13 protein-coding genes are annotated in these 15,069 nt (G+C 70.5%); 4 read left to right on the top strand and 9 right to left on the bottom strand.

Annotated features, from left to right (window positions below; all coding sequences use genetic code 11):
• The first annotated feature begins 14 nt into the window (after positions 1-14).
• Together PLL68_RS08070 and malQ are read left to right on the top strand one after the other, a co-directional pair.
• Entirely contained in the window at positions 15-860 is an 846-nt protein-coding gene (locus PLL68_RS08070) for an NAD-dependent epimerase/dehydratase family protein (RefSeq protein ID WP_324533260.1), read from the top strand.
• 31 nt (positions 861-891) lie between these two features.
• On the top strand, positions 892-3,042 hold the full coding sequence (malQ, locus tag PLL68_RS08075; protein WP_324533261.1) for a 4-alpha-glucanotransferase: 2,151 nt from the start codon (positions 892-894) through the stop codon (positions 3,040-3,042).
• A 4-nt stretch (positions 3,043-3,046) separates the two neighbouring features.
• Here the strand turns inward: malQ and PLL68_RS08080 are convergent, their stop codons facing one another.
• The 9 genes from PLL68_RS08080 to PLL68_RS08120 form a co-directional block, all read right to left on the bottom strand.
• On the bottom strand, positions 3,047-4,399 hold the full coding sequence (locus PLL68_RS08080; protein ID WP_324533262.1) for a cyclic 2,3-diphosphoglycerate synthase: 1,353 nt from the start codon (positions 4,397-4,399) through the stop codon (positions 3,047-3,049).
• An 82-nt stretch (positions 4,400-4,481) separates the two neighbouring features.
• Entirely contained in the window at positions 4,482-5,225 is a 744-nt protein-coding gene (locus PLL68_RS08085; RefSeq protein WP_324533263.1) for a type 1 glutamine amidotransferase, read from the bottom strand.
• A gap of 6 nt (positions 5,226-5,231) precedes the next feature.
• Positions 5,232-5,960: a VIT1/CCC1 transporter family protein gene (locus PLL68_RS08090; RefSeq protein ID WP_324533264.1), complete on the bottom strand. Its 729-nt coding sequence runs from the start codon at positions 5,958-5,960 to the stop codon at positions 5,232-5,234.
• Positions 5,953-6,261 carry a 4a-hydroxytetrahydrobiopterin dehydratase gene (locus PLL68_RS08095; RefSeq protein ID WP_324533265.1) on the bottom strand — a complete coding sequence of 103 codons (309 nt, stop codon included), beginning with the start codon at positions 6,259-6,261 and terminating at the stop codon, positions 5,953-5,955. Before PLL68_RS08095 ends, PLL68_RS08090 begins: the two co-directional genes overlap by 8 nt.
• A 75-nt stretch (positions 6,262-6,336) precedes the next feature.
• Complete coding sequence (locus PLL68_RS08100; protein ID WP_324533266.1) at positions 6,337-7,503, bottom strand: ABC transporter ATP-binding protein; 1,167 nt, start codon at positions 7,501-7,503, stop codon at positions 6,337-6,339.
• Between the two features lie 4 nt (positions 7,504-7,507).
• Positions 7,508-8,518, bottom strand: coding sequence for an ABC transporter ATP-binding protein (locus PLL68_RS08105; RefSeq protein WP_324533267.1), 1,011 nt, complete (start codon positions 8,516-8,518; stop codon positions 7,508-7,510).
• Between the two features lie 4 nt (positions 8,519-8,522).
• Positions 8,523-9,494 carry an ABC transporter permease gene (locus tag PLL68_RS08110; RefSeq protein WP_324533268.1) on the bottom strand — a complete coding sequence of 324 codons (972 nt, stop codon included), beginning with the start codon at positions 9,492-9,494 and terminating at the stop codon, positions 8,523-8,525.
• Positions 9,491-10,501 carry an ABC transporter permease gene (locus PLL68_RS08115; RefSeq protein WP_324533269.1) on the bottom strand — a complete coding sequence of 337 codons (1,011 nt, stop codon included), beginning with the start codon at positions 10,499-10,501 and terminating at the stop codon, positions 9,491-9,493. The genes PLL68_RS08110 and PLL68_RS08115 overlap by 4 nt, the downstream gene beginning before the upstream one ends.
• A 105-nt stretch (positions 10,502-10,606) precedes the next feature.
• The gene (locus PLL68_RS08120; RefSeq protein WP_324533270.1) at positions 10,607-12,283 is read right to left on the bottom strand and encodes an ABC transporter substrate-binding protein; all 1,677 of its coding nucleotides are present in this window, start codon (positions 12,281-12,283) and stop codon (positions 10,607-10,609) included.
• A gap of 252 nt (positions 12,284-12,535) precedes the next feature.
• Between PLL68_RS08120 and typA the strand changes: the two genes are divergently transcribed.
• Positions 12,536-14,431, top strand: coding sequence for a translational GTPase TypA (typA, locus tag PLL68_RS08125; protein WP_324533271.1), 1,896 nt, complete (start codon positions 12,536-12,538; stop codon positions 14,429-14,431).
• 81 nt (positions 14,432-14,512) lie between these two features.
• A partial coding sequence (locus PLL68_RS08130) for an ABC transporter substrate-binding protein (protein ID WP_324533272.1) occupies positions 14,513-15,069 on the top strand: 557 nt, incomplete at its 3' end.

The following is a 15,069-nucleotide window of genomic DNA, read 5'->3' on the forward strand; positions in this document are numbered from 1 at the left end:
CTAGGCTCCATTCCATGCGCATCGCGGTCACCGGAGGATCCGGCAAGCTCGGTCGGCACGTCGTGGAGCACCTGCGGGGCTCTGGTCACGACGTCGTCGTGCTCGACACCCACGGGGAACGGTGGAGCGGGTGGTTGGCGATCGACCTCACCGACTACGGCCAGGTCGTCGACGCCCTCGGTGGGGTACGCGGCGAGCAACCACCGGTGGATGCCGTGGTGCACCTCGCCGCGATCCCGGCGCCCGGCCTGCACGCCGACGTGGCGACCTTCCGCAACAACATGCTGACGACGTTCAACGTCCTGCACGCGGCGACCCGCCTCGGGATCGACAAGGTCGTCATGGCCTCGAGCGAGACGGTGCTCGGCCTGCCGTTCGAGACCCCGCCGCCGTACGTCCCGGTCGACGAGGAGTACCCGGCCCGTCCCGAGTCCGTCTACTCCCTCGGCAAGCACCTCGAGGAGACGATGGCGATCGAGCTGTGCCGGTGGCACCCGCAGCTGTCGGTCACCGCGCTGCGGTTCTCGAACGTCATGGACGTCGAGGACTACGCCGAGTTCCCGTCCTTCGACGCCGATGCGGCGCTGCGCCGCTGGAACCTCTGGGGCTACATCGACGGCCGCGACGGTGCGCAGGCCGTGGAGAAGTCGTTGGCGTACACCGTGCCGGGCTTCGACTGCTTCATCATCGCCTCGCCCGACACCGTGATGAGCCGCAGCAACGCCGACCTCGTCGCCGAGCAGTTCCCGGGTGTCGAGGTCCGCGGTGACCTCGGGGAGCACGACACCCTCCTGTCGATCGACAAGGCGCGACGGATTCTCGGCTACGACCCGCAACACTCGTGGCGGGGCGAGGTCTGACCCACCCGCCCCGGCTTGGCAGGATGGGGCCATGGACCCCGCCGCACCGTCGCCCCGACTCGTCGAGCTCGCCCACGCCCACGGCGTCGCGACGGAGTACTGGGACTGGCAGGGCCAGCACGTCACGGTGACGGCCCCGGCGATCACCGCCGTGCTCACCGCGCTCGGGGTCGACAGCGACGGCGACGAGCAGGTCGAACGGGCGCTGACCGAGGTCGACCTCGCCCCGTGGCGGCGCACCCTCCCCGCCACGGTGGTGGCCCGTGAGGGGTGGACCCCGTGGGTGTTCGCCCACGTGCCGGCGGGCACCGGCATCCGCCTCACGGTCCACCTCGAGGACGGCTCGGTGCGCGAGGTGCGCCAGGTGGACCGGTGGGTGCCGGACCGCGACGTCGACGGCGTCGCCGTCGGCGAGGCCACCTTCGAGCTTCCCGGGGACCTGCCGCTCGGGTGGCACCGCATCGTGGCCGACGTGGATGCCGCGCCGATGGACCCGCGCAGCGTCGATGCCACGCTCGTGGTCACCCCCCACCGTCTCGAGCTGCCCCCCGCACTGGCCCGGGGCCGTGCCGTGGGCCTGATGGCGCAGCTCTACCAGGTCCGCTCCGCCGGCTCCTGGGGGGTGGGGGACCTCGGCGACCTCGCTGAGCTCGCCGCCTGGGCCGCCACCGAGCACGACGCCGACTTCGTCCTGATCAACCCCCTGCACGCCGCGCAGCCGGTGGCGCCGATGGAGCCCTCGCCCTATCTGCCGACCACGCGGCGCTTCGTCAACCCCCTCTACCTGCGGGTCGCGGACGTGCCCGAGACCGCCGACCTCGACGACGCGGCATCCGCGAAGGTCGCCGCGTTCGGTGCGGTGGCGACGGCGCTGAACTCCGTCGACCGGATCAACCGCGACGACGCCTGGGCCGCGAAGCGCGAGGCCCTGTGGATCGTGTTCAGCGCCGGCCGCACGGCGGAGCGCGACCAGGCCTTCGCCGAGTTCTGCGCGCGCGAGGGCAGCGGCCTCACGACCTTCGCGACGTGGTGCGCGATCGCCGACGACCACGGGCTGCCGTGGACGACCTGGCCTGAGGAGCTCCAGGACCCCGACTCCGTCGCGGTCGCCCTCTACCGCGAGGACCACCTCGAGGCGGTGACCTTCCACCAGTGGCTGCAGTGGCAGCTCGAGGAGCAGCTGGCCGGCGCCCAGCGCACGGCCCAAGAGGCCGGGATGCCGCTCGGCATCGTGCACGACCTCGCCGTGGGGGTGCACCCGGTCGGGGCCGACGCCTGGGGCCTGGGCGACGCACTCGCCACGGGGGTCACCGTCGGCGCCCCGCCCGACCAGTTCAACCAGCTCGGTCAGGACTGGAGCCAGCCGCCATGGCGTCCCGACCGGCTCGCGGAGCTGGGCTACGGCCCGTTCCGCGACATGGTGCGCACCGTCCTGCGCGACTCCGGCGGCATCCGGGTCGACCACATCATCGGCCTGTTCCGGCTCTGGTGGATCCCTGCGGGCGGCACCCCCGCTGACGGCACCTACGTGCACTACGACCACGAGGCGCTGCTCGGCATCCTCGTGCTGGAGGCGCAGCGGGCCGGGGCCGTCGTCATCGGAGAGGACCTCGGCGTCGTCGCCCCGCACGTGCGCGACTACATGACCGAGCGGGGGTTGATCGGCACCTCGATCCTGTGGTTCGAGTGGGAGGGTGAGCGGCCCAAGCCGCCCGAGCACTACCGCGACCTGTGCCTGTCGACCGTCACGACGCACGACCTGCCGCCGTCAGCGGGGTACCTGCTGCTCGAGCACATCGCGATCCGCGAGTCACTGGGGCTGCTGACCCGCCCGGTCAAGGAGGAGCGGGCGATCGAGGAGGCCTCCATCGCCCGGCTGCGCGACGCCTGCATCGAGCGCGGGTTGCTGTCGCCGGATGCCGTGGCTGACGTCGACGCCGTCGTCGCCGCGTTGCACCGGTGGATGGCGCTCACACCGAGCCGCATGGTGGCCGTCGCGCTCGCGGACGTGGTGGGGGACCGGCGGGCGATCAACCAGCCCGGGACCAGCGACGAGTACCCGAACTGGCGGGTGCCGCTCGCCGGGCCCGACGGGGAGGTCGTCTCGCTGGAGGACGTCCGCCGCGCGGACCTGGCAGGGCCCCTGTTCCGCGCCCTGCACGGCCGGCCGGCCCACGACTGAGCCGTCAGCGACCCAGGGTCGTGCGCAGCGCCGCCTCGATCCGGCCGGGCTCCTGCTCGCGCAACGAGTAACGGGCCCGCACGAGCGGGACGTCGACGGTGAGGACCCGGGTCAGGTCGATGGGCGTGCCCGACACGACTGCGTCGACGACGCCGGCGTCGACCATGGCGCGGATCGTGGCCTCGAGGTCGCGGGTCTGGGCCTCGCCGTAGCCCATGGCCGGCAGGATGCCGCGCGCGTTGGGGTAGCGCTCGTACGTCGCCGCCAACGCGCCCACCGCGAACGGCGTCGGGTCGACGATCGTGGCCGCCCCGGCATCCTTCGCGCCGACCACACCGGCACCGAAGGACATCGACCCGTGGGTGAGGGTGGGGCCGTCCTCGACGACGACGACCCGTCGCCCGGTGACCGCTGCCGGGTCGTCGAGGGTCACCGGGCTGTCGCAGCGCAGCACCTCGGCCCTCGGGTTCAGCGCCTGCACCGATGCCTCGACGGCCGCGATGTCCCCGGCGGTCGCCGAGTCGCACTTCGCGATGATGACCAGGTCGGCCATCCGCACGTTCGCCTCACCAGGGTGGAAGGCGGCCTCGTCACCGGGCCGTAGCGGGTCGGCGAGCACGATGTGGAGGTCGGGGACGTAGAACGGCAGGTCGTTGTTGCCGCCGTCCCACAGCACGACGTCCGCCTCGGCCTCGGCCTCGCGCAGGATGGCCCCGTAGTCGACCCCGGCGTAGACGACGACCCCGGCGTCGATGTGCGGCTCGTACTCCTCGCGTTCCTCGATGGTGCAGTCGTGCCGCACGAGGTCCGCGTGGGTCTCGAAGCGTTGGCAGGTCTGCGCAGCGAGGTCGCCGTACGGCATCGGGTGGCGGACCGCCACGACACGCAGCCCCATCGACTGCAACAACGCGGCCACGTAGCGGGTGGTCTGGCTCTTGCCCACCCCGGTGCGCACGGCGGTCACGGCGATGACCGGGCGACGCGAGCGCAGCGTCGTGCGGCGGGCGCCCGGCACGACGAAGTCGGCACCTGCGGCGACCACGCGCGAGGCGAGGTGCATGACCTGGGTGTGCGCCAGGTCGGAGTAGGCGAGCACCACGGTGTCCACCCGCTCACGCGCGATGAGCGACTCCAGACCGGACTCGTCGACGATCGGGATGCCGTGCGGATAGTGCGGCCCGGCGAGCGCGGGCGGGTAGGTGCGGCCGTCGATGTCGGGAATCTGCGTCGCGGTGAACGCGACGACCTCGGAGTGGGGGTCGTCGCGGTACAGGACGTTGAAGTCGTGGAAGTCGCGTCCCGCAGCACCCAGGATGAGGATGCGTTCGCGAGGATCCGCCGAGGTCGAGGTGCTCATGGCGTGCTCCGTCACGGCTGGGTCGACCGCGGGGTGCGGGACCCGCCGGTGCCGACGTTACTCCCGTGCGGCGGCGGGGGACTCAGGACGTGACGGGAGACGCAGGCACGCCCGGGTGCGCGGGGAGCAGGGCGGCGAAGCGCTGTGCGAACACCCGCCAGGTGCTCTGCAGGTCCTCGCGGCCAGCCGTCACCTGGGCGAGCAGGGCCTCCTGCTCGGGGGTGGTGCCGTCGGGTGAGTCCCAGCGCAGCCAGGCCGCGAACACCTCGGGGGAGGTCTCCGGGTGGAACTGCACCCCCCAGGCGCTCGGCCCGAAGCGCAGGGCCTGGGGCCGCCCGTCGGGGAGGGTGGCGAGCACGGTGGCTCCGGTGGGCACCTCGAGCACGACGTCGTCGTTGTAGTGCACCGCCAGCGCGCCGTCGACGCCCGCGAGGAGCGGGTCGCTCGCCCCGGCATCGGTGAGGGCCACCGGCACGACACCGGTGGTGCGGCCCGACGGGTTGCGTCCCACCGACCCACCGAGGGCCACCGAGGCCAGCTGGTGGCCCAGGCACACCCCGAGGGTGGGGACCTCGCGCGCCACGGCATCCGCGATGAGGTCGCGGGTGGGGGCCAGCCACGGCGCGACGGCGTCGTCGCAGGCGCTCATCGCCCCGCCGAGGACGACGAGGCCGTCGTACCCGGACCACTGCCCCGGGCCCGGCACGGCCTCGCCGAGGTGGCCGCGAACGACCGTCAGCTCCAAGCCGAGGTCGTTCCACCACTGCCCGAGCCAGGCCGCCGGGGCGTCGTTCTCGTGCTGGATCACGAGCAGTCGAGAGCTCATGGCGGGTCAGCCTAGCTGCGTGCCGACCAACGCTCCGATGCCGTAGGTGACCGCCATGGCGAGCAGGCCCCCGGCGACCACGCGCACCGTCGCGCGGCGCGCGTCGGCATCGCCGAGGCGGGCGCTGACCCAGCCCGTGGCGGCCAGTGCGAGCACCACGGCCGCGACGGTGACGGGCACCCTCCACGGCAGGGGCGGGAGCAGGATGGCCAGCAGGGGGAGCAGGGCCCCCAGGGTGAAGGCGAGCATCGACGCCCAGGCCGCCTGCCACGGGTTGGCGTGCTGGGTCGGGTCGATCCCCAGCTCGGCCTCGGCGTGGGCGCCCAGGGCGTCGTGGGCGGTCAGCTGTTCGGCCACCTGGCGGGCCAGGTCGGGGGTCAGTCCCTTGGCGGCGTAGATGCCGGCCAGTTCGTTCAGTTCGGCCTCGGGCTCCTCGTCGAGCTCGCGGATCTCCTTGGCGATCAGGGCCTTCTCGGTGTCGCGCTGCGTGCTCACCGACACGTACTCGCCGACGGCCATGCTCATCGCGCCGGCGGCGAGCCCGGCCATGCCCGCGGTGAACACGGCGCTGCGGTCGGTGGTCGCCGCGGCCACCCCGATGACGAGGCCAGCGGTGGACACGATGCCGTCGTTCGCGCCGAGGACTCCAGCCCGCAACGCGTTGAGACGGCCGGCGATCGACCCGTCGTGGGCCTCGGTGTGCTCGGGTGCCGTGCCCGGCGAGGTCTCAGTCACGAGCGGACGCCCCCTGAGCCGCCGCGGCCGCCGATATCCGGTGGGCCAGCTCGATGTCGAGCTGGGTCAGGCCTCCGGCGTCGTGGGTCGTCAGCAGCCAGTGCGTGGTGCGCCAGCGGATGTCGATGTCCGGGTGGTGGTTCATCTGCTCGGCCTCGTCGGCAGCGGCCTCGACGAGGCGGATCGCCGCGGGGAAGTCGGGTGCCTCGAACGTGGCGACCAGGCTCTCGTCGCGCCGGGACCACCCGGGCAGCCCGGCCAGCTGGGTGGCGACCTCGTCAGCGGAAAGGAGTCGGCTCATGGGGCCATTGTGGACCCGACGACGGATGCCGTCCGCGCGGGGGGCGCGGGCGGCATCCGACGTGCGCCGGGCGGGTCAGATGACCTCGGTCACGGATGCCGGGCCGGTGAAGGTGTCGTCGTCGATGGCGCCGGCGTCGCCGTCACCCGGAGCGACGTAGACCGGTGCCACCTCGTGCGGACGGATCTCGCCGCTGGCGATCTGCTCGACCCAGTGGCAGGCCACCCGGTGGCTGGGGTCGACGCCGTCGATCTGCACCACGCGCAGCGGGGGCCGCTCGTCGTCGCAGCGGGTCTCCTGGCGCCACGGGCAGCGGGTGTGGAACCGGCACCCGGGTGGCGGGTTGGACGGCGAGGGCAGGTCACCCGTCAGCAGGATCTGCTCACGGGTGTCCTCGATGGTCGGGTCCGGAACCGGCACGGCCGACAGCAGCGCGCGCGTGTACGGGTGCAGGGGCTGGCCGTAGAGGTCGTCGGCGCCGGCCTCCTCGACGAGCCCACCGAGGTACATGACCCCGATCCGGTCGCTGATGTGCCGCACGACGGCGAGGTCGTGCGCGACGACGAGGTAGGTGAGGTCGAACTCGTCCTGCAGCTCCTCGAGGAGGTTGATGACCTGGGCCTGCACCGAGACGTCGAGGGCGCTCACCGGTTCGTCGGCGACGATGAGCTTGGGCTCGACGGACAGCGCCCGGGCGATGCCGATGCGCTGACGTTGGCCACCGGAGAACTCGTGCGGGTACTTCGTCAGGGCCGCAGCAGGGAGCCCGACGGCCGCGAGCAGCTCCCGCAGCCGCTTCTTGGTGCTCGCTCCGTCGGTGTCCAGGCCGTGGGCACGCATGCCTTCGACGAGCAGTGACTCCACCGACTGGCGAGGGTCCAGGCTGCTCATCGGGTCTTGGAAGACCATCTGGATGTCCTTGCGGCGCCGACGCAGCTCCTCCCCGCGCAGGGATGCGATGTCGGTGCCGTCGAGGATGACGCTGCCCTCGGTCGGTGGTTCGAGGTTGAGGATCGCCTTGCCGAGGGTGGACTTGCCGCAGCCCGACTCACCGACGAGGCCGTAGGTCTCGCCGCGGCGGATCTGGAGGTCGACGCCGTCGACGGCGTACACGTGGCCGACCACCTTGTCGAAGATGACGCCCCGCTTGATGGGGAAGTGCACCTTGACGCCGCGGACGTCGACGAGCACGTCGCGTTCGTCGCCGGAGGGAGGGGTTGCCTGGGTCGTCGTGTCGGTCATCACGTCACCTCACGGGGTTGTGGCAGCGCAGGGACCGGCGGCCGGTCTCGTCGAGGGCCGGGGTGGTGTGGACGCAGGCGTCGACCGGCTGGGAGCACCGGGGCGCGAACGCACAGGCGCTGTCCCACGGCAGGTTGTCGGCCACCGACCCGGGGATCGGCGTCAACCGCTCGCCGCGCGGGGCGTCGAGGCGGGGGATCGAGGCCAGCAGGCCGTTGGTGTACGGATGCCGAGGGTCGGCGAACAGCTCGTGGCGCTCGCCGCGCTCGACGATGCGGCCGGCGTACAGGACGTTGACCTCGTCGCACAGCCCGGCGACGACGCCGAGGTCGTGGGTGATCATCACGAGGGCGGTGCCGGTGTCCTGGACGAGTTCCTTGAGCAGCGCGAGGATCTGCGCCTGGATCGTCACGTCGAGGGCCGTCGTCGGCTCGTCGGCGATGAGCAGTCGTGGTGCGCACGCGACCGCCATGGCGATGAGCGCCCGCTGCCGCATTCCGCCACTCATCTGGTGGGGGTAGTCCTTCAGGCGACGGTCCGGATCGGGGATGCCGACCTTCTTCAGCAGGTCGCGGGCCACGGGCGTCGCGGCCTTGCGAGACATGCCGCGGTGCCGCTCGAGCACCTCGGTGACCTGGAGCCCCACCGGGACGACGGGGTTCAGGGACGACAACGGGTCCTGGAAGATCATCGCGATGTCGCGTCCGCGGCGTTCGCGCTTGGCCTTCTCGTCCAGGGTCAGCAGGTTGACGCCCTCGAAGGAGGCCTCACCCTCGACGGTGTTGCCGCGCTTGGGCAGCAGACCCATGATGGCCAGCGACGTGACCGACTTGCCGCAGCCGGATTCGCCGACGAGGCCGACCGTCTGGCCGGGGCGCACGTCGAAGCTCACCCCGTCGACGGCCTTGAACGGCTTCTCGCCGCGGCGGGTGAACGTCACCCGCAGGTCACGGACCGACAGCAGCGGCGCGTCACCGCGGGTGGTCGTGGGGGGAGGGGATGCCGTGGCGGTCACCTCGTCACCTCCTGCTCTTGGGGTCGAGGGCCTCGCGCAACGACTCGCCCATCAGGGTGAAGCCGAGGGCGACGAAGACGATGCACAGGGCCGGGTAGACGGCCAGGTGCGGGTAGTCCTGGATGTACACCTGCGCCTGTCCGAGCATCTGGCCCCACTCGGGCTTGGCGTCGTCGGGGTTGCCGAGACCGAGGAAGGACAGCGCGGCGGCGTCGATGATGGAGGTGGCCAGCACCAGGGTCGACTGGACGATGACCGGCCCCAGCGAGTTCGGCACCATGTGGCGGAAGATGATGGCGCTGCGCTTGACGCCGAGTGCTCTGGCGGCGAGCACGTGATCGCTGGACCGCTGCGCCAGCATCGAGCCGCGCAGGAGCCTGGCGAAGACCGGGATCTGCACCACCGCGATGGCGATGATGACCGTCCACTGGCTGGGCTGACGTGCCAGCGCCGCGATGGAGACGGCGAGCAGGAGCGAGGGGATCGAGAGCATGACGTCGACCGCGCGCATGACGAACGCGTCGACGGCACCACCGAAGGCGCCGGCGAGGATGCCGAGGACGAGACCACCGAACAGGCCCAACAGGGTTGCCGCGACGCCGACGAGCAGGGTCTGGCGGCTGCCGACGATGAGGCGGGAGAGCAGGTCGCGCCCCCGGTCGTCCGCACCGAGCGGGAACCCGTCCTGAGGCCCCGGGATGGGGTTGGACTGCCGGCTGACCTGGTCGATGAGCAGGCGGGCGTCGGGGTCGTGCGGTGCGATCCACGGCGCGATGATCGCGACGATGATGAACAGGCCCGTGATGGTGGCACCGAGGAGGAACACCGGGTCGCGACGAAGGCGACGCCATGCGCTCGCGATGAGGGAGACTCCGGGGGCCTCGTCGACGGCGCCGGCGTCGTCGACGATCACGCTCGAGGCGGCGAGGTCGTCGATCCGCTGCTTGCGGGCGTTCATGGGGTTGCGGGGGCTCATCGGGCACGCACCCTCGGGTCGATGATCGCGTAGGAGATGTCGACGAGCAGGTTGACCAGGACGTAGATCGTGGCGGTGGCCAGGATCAGCACCTGGAGCACCGCGTAGTCGCGCTGGGTGAAGGCCTGGGCGAGGGTGGAGCCGATACCGCCAAAGTTGAACACCGTCTCGGTGAGCACGGCGCCGGCGAGCAGGCCGCCGGTCTGCAGGCCGATCGTCGTGACGACGGGGAGCAGGGCGTTGCGCATGACGTGTCGGGCTCGGATGACCTGGGCGGTCAGGCCCTTGGCCTCCGCGGTGCGCACGTAGTCCTCGTCGAGGACGTCGAGCACGGACGCGCGGGAGATCCGGAAGATGACGGCGAACGGGATGGTCGCGAGAGCGATCGCGGGGAGCACGAGGTGGCGCAGCGCGTCGGCGGAGCAGTCGAACTCCCGGGTGAGCAAGCCGTCCAGGACGAAGAAGTTCGTCACGCGGGTGCAGCCCAGGGCGGCATCCTGACGCCCAGAGACGGGGAAGGTCTGGGTCTTGATGGCGAACCAGTACTTGAGGAGGAAGGCGAGGAAGAAGACGGGCACGGCGACCCCGATGAGGGAGAGCACCACGGCGCCGTTGTCGATGCTCGACCCGTGGCGCTTGGCTGCCACGTACCCCAGCGGGATCGCGAGCACGATGGCGATCGCCATCGCGATGATGCTCAGTTCGATGGTCGCCGGAAGCCGGGTGAAGAAGATCTCGAGCGCGTCACGTCCGGGAAGGACGGCCGTCGAGGCGCCGAAGTCACCCTGGGAGGCGCGCTGGAGGAACTTCAGGTACTGCACGTACACCGGTTGGTCGAGGCCGAACGCCTTCTCGAGGGCGGCTCGTGACTCGTCCGTGGCGCGCTCGCCGAGGATGGCGGACACCGGCCCGCCGGGGAGCGACCGCAGCCACAGGAAGAGCAGCAGCGAGAGCACGAACACCACCCCGACCATCTGGATGAGGCGTCTGATGATGAATCTCGCCAACGGGGGCTCCTTGATGCTCCGGTGAGACAGCAGTGGCCGCCTCGGACCCTAGTGGTTCGAGGCGGCCACCGCACGGGATGAACGACTTGTTTCAGTCGCCCTGACTCACTTGCTGCTGACCGTGACCTGGTCGAACATCTCGGCGGTCAGTGGGCTCGCGACGAGACCCTGAACCTTCGAGCTCACGACGAGCGCCGGCGGCGAGTGGCTGATCGGCAGGCCCGGGATGTACTCCTGCGCGATCTGCTTGTTGAGCTCCTCGTAGGCAGCCTTGCGCGCCGCCTCGTCGACGATCGCGTCCGCGGCCTTGAGGTCCTCGGACAGCTTCTTGCCCCACGGGTAGGCGCTTGTCTGGAAGTCGTTCTGCTCGTAGTTGCTGAAGAACGTGCCCAGGAAGTTGTCCGCGGCGTTGTAGTCACCGGTCCAGCCGAGCAGCCAGGCGTCGTAGTTGCCCGCGCTGGCGTCGTCCAGGTAGCCGCCGTTCCACGGCTTGCTGACGACATCGACCTTGATGCCCACGGCCTCGAGGTCCTTCTTGAAGGCGTCGTGGATCTTCTGCGGGTCCGGCATGTACGGACGCGAGACCTCGGTCGGGAAGGCGAACTGCAGGGTCATGCCCTCGGCGCCGGCCTCCTTGAGCAGGGCCTTGGCCTTCTCCGGGTCATAGGCGTCGGGCTGCAACGAGGTGTTGTAGCCGGAGACCGTGTCGGGCATGAACTGGCTCGCGGCCTGCGCACCCTCGGGCAGCTGCGTCTTGACCATCTGGTCACGGTTGATCGCGTGGGAGAGTGCCTGGCGAACCTTGAGGTCCTTGAGCACGGGGTTCTTCTTCGCGTTCAGACCCATGTAGAGGATGTTGAACGCCGGGCGGACCTCGACGCTGTTGCCCTCGTCCTCAAGACCCTTCCAGTCCACCGGGTTGGGCAGGTCGTAGCCGTCGATCGAGCCGGCCTGCAGCTCCTGGCGGCGGGTGCTCTCGTCGGGGATGATCTTGAAGACGAGCTTGGCCGTCTTCGGCTTCTCCCCGTAGAACATGTCGTTGGCGACGAGCGTGACCGTCTTGTTGGCCTCGTCGTACTTGTCGAGCTTGTAGGGGCCGATGCCGACGGGGGCCATGACGTAGGGCGGGTAGGTGAAGCCCTCGCCCGCTGCCTGGACGTTCCCGGCATCCCCGGCGGCCATGGCCTTGGGGGACTGCATCGAGAACGAGTCGAGCGACAGGATCGTCGGGAAGCTCGACGTCGCGCGGGTGATGCCGATGACCGCGGTGGACTCGTCCTTGGCCTCGCACGACTTGTACAGCGAGCCCTCGGGCTTGTCGCTGAACGAGCCGAAGAAGTAGCCCCAGTACTCGGCTGCGGTCTGCGCGGCGCCCTTGGACTCGTACATGCGGGTGAAGTTCGCGCAGACGGCCTCGGCGTTGAACGGCTCGCCGTCGGAGAACTTCACCCCCTGCTTGAGCTTGAACTCCCAGGTCAGGCCGTCTGCGGAGGGGGTCCAGCTCTCGGCCAGCTCGGGCTGGACGTCGGCGGTACCCGGCTTGACGCCGAGCAGACCCTGGTGCATCTGGCGGGTGACCCGGAACGTCTCACCGTCCGTGGCGTAGAACGGGTCGAACAACTTCGGTGCGCCGGCGGCGCCGAACGTGAACGTGTCCTTGAACTCGCCGCTGGCCGTGCCGGTGTCGGTGGACTCCGACTCACGGTCTGACTGGGCGCAGCCGGTCACGGTGAGGGCGGCCGCCGTCAACAGGACAACTGGCGCCTTCCGCTTGAGCTTCATCGATCAACCTCGCTTGGGGTTATGCGAACCTCGGGTCGCCCGGGTGGGCGGTCGAGTTTTGGGCCCGGCAGGCGAGGTGATGAGTCTCCCCACCCTCCGTGCCGGTGACCATAACGGCAAAAACGGCCTGCGGACCCGTCCTTGCGCCAGTGGTTATCCAAGTGAGACCTGATCTGCGCGCAGATCCTGCACCAGACCGTGCGCGCTGCACTCGATTCGGTCGGTGGCGAACTACCTGAGAGACTGGTGGTTATGCCTGTATCCCGTCGCGCTGATCTCCGTAACGTCGCCATCGTCGCCCACGTCGACCACGGAAAGACCACCCTGGTCGACAAGATGCTCTGGCAGTCGGGGGCCTTCGGTGAACACGACCACATCGCCGACCGCGCGATGGACAGTGGTGACCTCGAGCGTGAGAAGGGCATCACCATCCTCGCGAAGAACACCGCCGTGCACTACGCCGGGAAGGCTGCGCTCGACGCCGGGCTCACCGACGGCATGACGATCAACATCATCGACACCCCCGGCCACGCCGACTTCGGTGGCGAGGTCGAGCGCGGCCTGTCGATGGTCGACGGTGTCGTGCTGCTCGTCGACGCCAGCGAGGGTCCGCTGCCCCAGACCCGCTTCGTGCTGCGCAAGGCGCTCGCCCTGAAGATGCCGGTCGTCCTGTGCATCAACAAGGTCGACCGCCCCGACGCCCGCATCTCCGAGGTCGTCGACGAGGTCTACGAGCTCTTCATGGACCTCATGGTCGACGCCGAGCACCACCAGGACCAGCTCGAGTTCCCGATCGTCTACGCCTCGGCCAAGGCCGGCCGCGCGTCCATGAACCGCCCGGCCGACGGGGGCCTGCCCGACGGTGAGGACCTCGAGCCGCTGTTCCGCACGATCATCGAGACCATCCCGGCCCCGTCCTACGACTCCGACGCGCCGCTCCAGGCGCACGTCACCAACCTCGACGCCTCGAACTTCCTCGGGCGCCTGGCCCTGTTGCGGGTCCACAACGGCACCATCCGCAAGGGCCAGCAGGTGGCGTGGTGCCGCCGTGACGGTTCCGTCGAGAAGGTCAAGATCACCGAACTGCTGATGACCGACGCCCTCGAGCGCAAGCCGGCCGAGAGCGCGGGCCCCGGCGACATCATCGCCGTCGCCGGCATCCCCGAGATCACCATCGGCGAGACCCTCGCCGATGTCGACGACCCGCGCCCCCTGCCGCTCATCACCGTCGACGAGCCCGCCATCTCCATGACGATCGGGATCAACACCAGCCCCATGGCCGGCCGCGTCAAGGGCGCCAAGGTCACGGCGCGCCTCGTCAAGGACCGCCTCGACCGCGAGCTCATCGGCAACGTCTCCATGCGCATCCTGCCGACCGAGCGCCCGGACGCCTGGGAGGTTCAGGGTCGTGGTGAGCTCGCGCTCGCCATCCTCGTGGAGCAGATGCGCCGCGAAGGGTACGAGCTGACCGTCGGCAAGCCGGTCGTCGTGACCCGCGTCATCGACGGCAAGGTGCACGAGCCGATGGAGCGCGTCACCATCGACACGCCCGAGGAGTACCTCGGCTCCATCACCCAGCTCCTCGCGGCGCGCAAGGGTCGCATGGAGCAGATGACCAACCACGGCACCGGGTGGGTCCGCATGGAGTACCTCGTGCCCTCACGCGGTCTCATCGGCTTCCGCACCCAGTTCCTCACCGACACGCGTGGCACGGGCATCGCCCACCACGTCTTCGAGGGGTACGAGCCCTGGGTCGGCGAGATCTCCACCCGGATCAGCGGTTCGCTCGTCGCCGACCGCTCCGGTCCGGCGACCGCCTACGCGATGATGAACCTGCAGGAGCGAGGCACCCTCTTCATCGCCCCGACGACCGAGGTCTACGAGGGCATGATCGTCGGCGAGAACTCCCGGGTCGACGACATGGACGTCAACATCACCAAGGAGAAGAAGCTCACCAACGTGCGCTCCGCCGGTGCCGACGTCCTCGAGCGGCTCGCGCCCCCGCGGGCGCTCTCCCTCGAGCAGTCGCTGGAGTTCTGCCGCGAGGACGAGTGCGTCGAGGTGACCCCGGAGGCTGTTCGCATCCGCAAGGTCGAGCTCGACCAGACGCTGCGCGCCCGCGCCGCCGCCCGCGCGAGGAAGAGCTGACCGAACGTGTCCGCGAATGACGGCGGAGCGCAGGAACCGAGACGCACGCGTGCCGAACGGCACGCGCAACGGCGGCTTCGGATGCCGGTTGCTCACCGGCACGCCGGCCTCGCGGCCGTCGTGCTCGGCACCCTGGTCGTGGCGGCCCTCGTCGTGGCCGGGGTGTTCGTCCTGCGTGACGAGCCCAAGGTCGACCCGGATCGGGCGACGGCGACCTCCGCCGTCGGTGAGCGGGTCAACCGGGACGGCGGCACCATCCGGGCACTCGCCCTGGGCCCGGTGCTCACCTGGGACCCGCAACGGCTGGCCTCGCGCGACGACATCGCGTTCGCCGGTCGGGTGTTCGCCCGCACGCTGACGGCGTACGCACCCAACGTCGACCCCGACGCACAGGATCGCCTGGTCGGTGACCTCGCGACCGACACCGGCACCGCCAGCGATGACCTGAAGACCTGGTCGTTCACCCTGCGCGAGGGCATCCTCTGGCAGGACGGCACCCCCGTGACCTGTGCAGACGTCGCCTACGGCATCTCCCGCAGCTTCGCGAGCAAGGACCTGCCGGGTGGCTCCACGGATGCCCTGGCCGTCCTCGCCATCCCGAGGCAGGCCAACGGCACGAGCACGTATGCCGGGCCCTA

This window comes from Ornithinibacter sp., from assembly GCF_035443565.1.
Taxonomy (GTDB): Bacteria; Actinomycetota; Actinomycetes; order Actinomycetales; family Dermatophilaceae; genus Fodinibacter.